The organism is Streptococcus sp. GMD4S (assembly GCF_000296955.1).
This window is the reverse complement of record NZ_AJRE01000180.1, coordinates 1-1,963: the sequence shown is the minus strand read 5'-3', so window position 1 is coordinate 1,963 and position 1,963 is coordinate 1. Positions and strand designations below refer to the sequence as shown.

Annotated in this window: 2 protein-coding genes; one reads left to right on the top strand and one right to left on the bottom strand. The window is 37.2% G+C overall.

Annotated elements, in window-relative coordinates; translation table 11 throughout:
• Positions 1 to 187: 187 nt before the first annotated feature.
• Positions 188 to 952 carry a class I SAM-dependent methyltransferase gene (locus GMD4S_RS08370; protein ID WP_000073842.1) on the top strand — a complete coding sequence of 255 codons (765 nt, stop codon included), beginning with the start codon at positions 188 to 190 and terminating at the stop codon, positions 950 to 952.
• 295 nt (positions 953 to 1,247) lie between these two features.
• On the opposite strand, the gene GMD4S_RS08360 is transcribed toward GMD4S_RS08370, so the two are convergent.
• Positions 1,248 to 1,963, bottom strand: a 716-nt coding sequence (locus GMD4S_RS08360; RefSeq protein ID WP_000652999.1) for a MurR/RpiR family transcriptional regulator, incomplete at its 5' end; no start/stop codon positions are given.

The window sequence follows — 1,963 nt, the reverse complement described above, 5'->3', positions numbered from 1 at the left end:
TTAAGGCGAGAGCAATTCTATCATCCATTTAATTGATATTTAGCTTGACTAAATGGGAAAATGTGGAAAAATGATATAATGAGATGGATGAGAATTGACAAATTAGAATTTGTAGAGGTGATAAAACTGTAATGGCAACCTATTCACCTGAAGTCGAAATCATATAAAATTACGAGGAGATTGTAAGATGAGTAATTATATAAAATTAAATGAAGATAGATGGAATAATGTAAAAAATGACTATACTGAGCCATTGACACAGGAAGAATTAGAAGAAATTAGAAAGCATCCAATCTCTGTTGCCTTAACTGTTGGGGAAAAAGTCCCCACAGAATGGTTTGAAAAAGCCAAGGGAAAAAAGATATTAGGTTTAGCTTGTGGTGGTGGACAGCAGGGTCCCGTTTTTGCTGTGAAAGGTTATGATGTCACCATCATGGATTTTTCTAAATCACAATTAGAAAGAGATGAGATGGTTGCAAAAAGAGAAGGCCTAAAAATCAATACGGTTCAAAGCGATATGACAAAAGCATTTCCATTTGAAGATGAAACTTTTGATATTATTTTTAATCCGGTTTCAAATGTATATATAGAAGATTTAGATAACATGTATAAAGAAGCCTCTCGCGTATTGAAAAAGGGCGGTTTGTTAATGGTTGGATTTATGAATCCCTGGATCTACATGTATGATGCTGACACTGTATGGGATAAACCCGATGAGGAATTACTGTTAAAGTTTTCACTACCTTTTAATTCAAGAGAGCTTGAAGAGGAAGGCAAAATCACCATCAATCCAGAATATGGATATGAATTTAGCCATACCTTAGAAACACAGATTAGAGGACAACTAAAAAACGGTCTCGCTATGATCGATTTTTATGAATCATGTGATAAAAGACATCGATTATCACCTTATGGAAATGATTATATCGCTACACTTTGCATTAAACTATAAACTTATAGAACATACTTCAGGAGAATAGCTCATTTTATTTTCCTGAAGGGTTAAAATCTAAATCTCACTTTGTCGAAGCAAAATAATTAAATAAAATTAGAGAGAGGAAGTAAAAGCAGCAAATAGTTGAAACTTCCTTTTTTTGATGTCAAACATTCAAAAATGGAAAGGAGATTTAAGGAAGAACTGAAAATACAGATAAACAAGGCATTAGAACAAAGAGAAAGATTGGAAAGACTACCTATGAGTCTACTATCATTTCAAGACAAAACAATCCTAGTTTGGTTGAACCAAACTAGGATTTTCTAACGCGTTTTTGTCTACGATAGCCGTTGAGCTTTTTATTTTCCCAATAGCTGTTAAAGATTTTTTCCTTGCTCTCGCGATTGATTTCCAAAAAGTAGGCATAAATCAAATCTATTAAAATGAGCATAGGGAGTTGAGCGGAAATACGCTGGATGTAAGAAGATTGACTGTGGCTTGCCACAAGGACTGTTTCGGTATAGGCCTGACTGTTTTTGTTTGGAGCACTGGTAAAGAGAATGGTCTTGGCCCCCATTTCCTTGGCATCCAACAAACTATCGAGGACGGATTGGGTAGTGCCTGATAGGGAAAAGCCAAGTACCAGACAGTTTTCATCCATGATACTAGTCGTCCAAGCAAAGCCATCCTGATCGGTCAAAGCTTCACAGACAACACCTAGTCGCATAAAGCGCAGTTTCATCTCACGGGCAATCAGACCAGAACTTCCCGTCCCAAAGAAGTAAACTCGTTCTGCGTCATCGATTAATTGGGCGACGCGTTCCAGTTGTTCTTCGTCAATCAAATCCTGAGTTTGTTCTCGCATGATACTGTAGCTTCGCAAAACACGTTTGGTCAAAGGACTGTGTTTGTGCGAATGAGTGTCCGGTTTACTAGACTGGTGCTGGTATTGAAAGACGAACTCTCGGTAGCCTGTAAAACCACACTTTTTGGCAAAGCGGGTCAAGGCTGCTTGGGAGATATGTAATT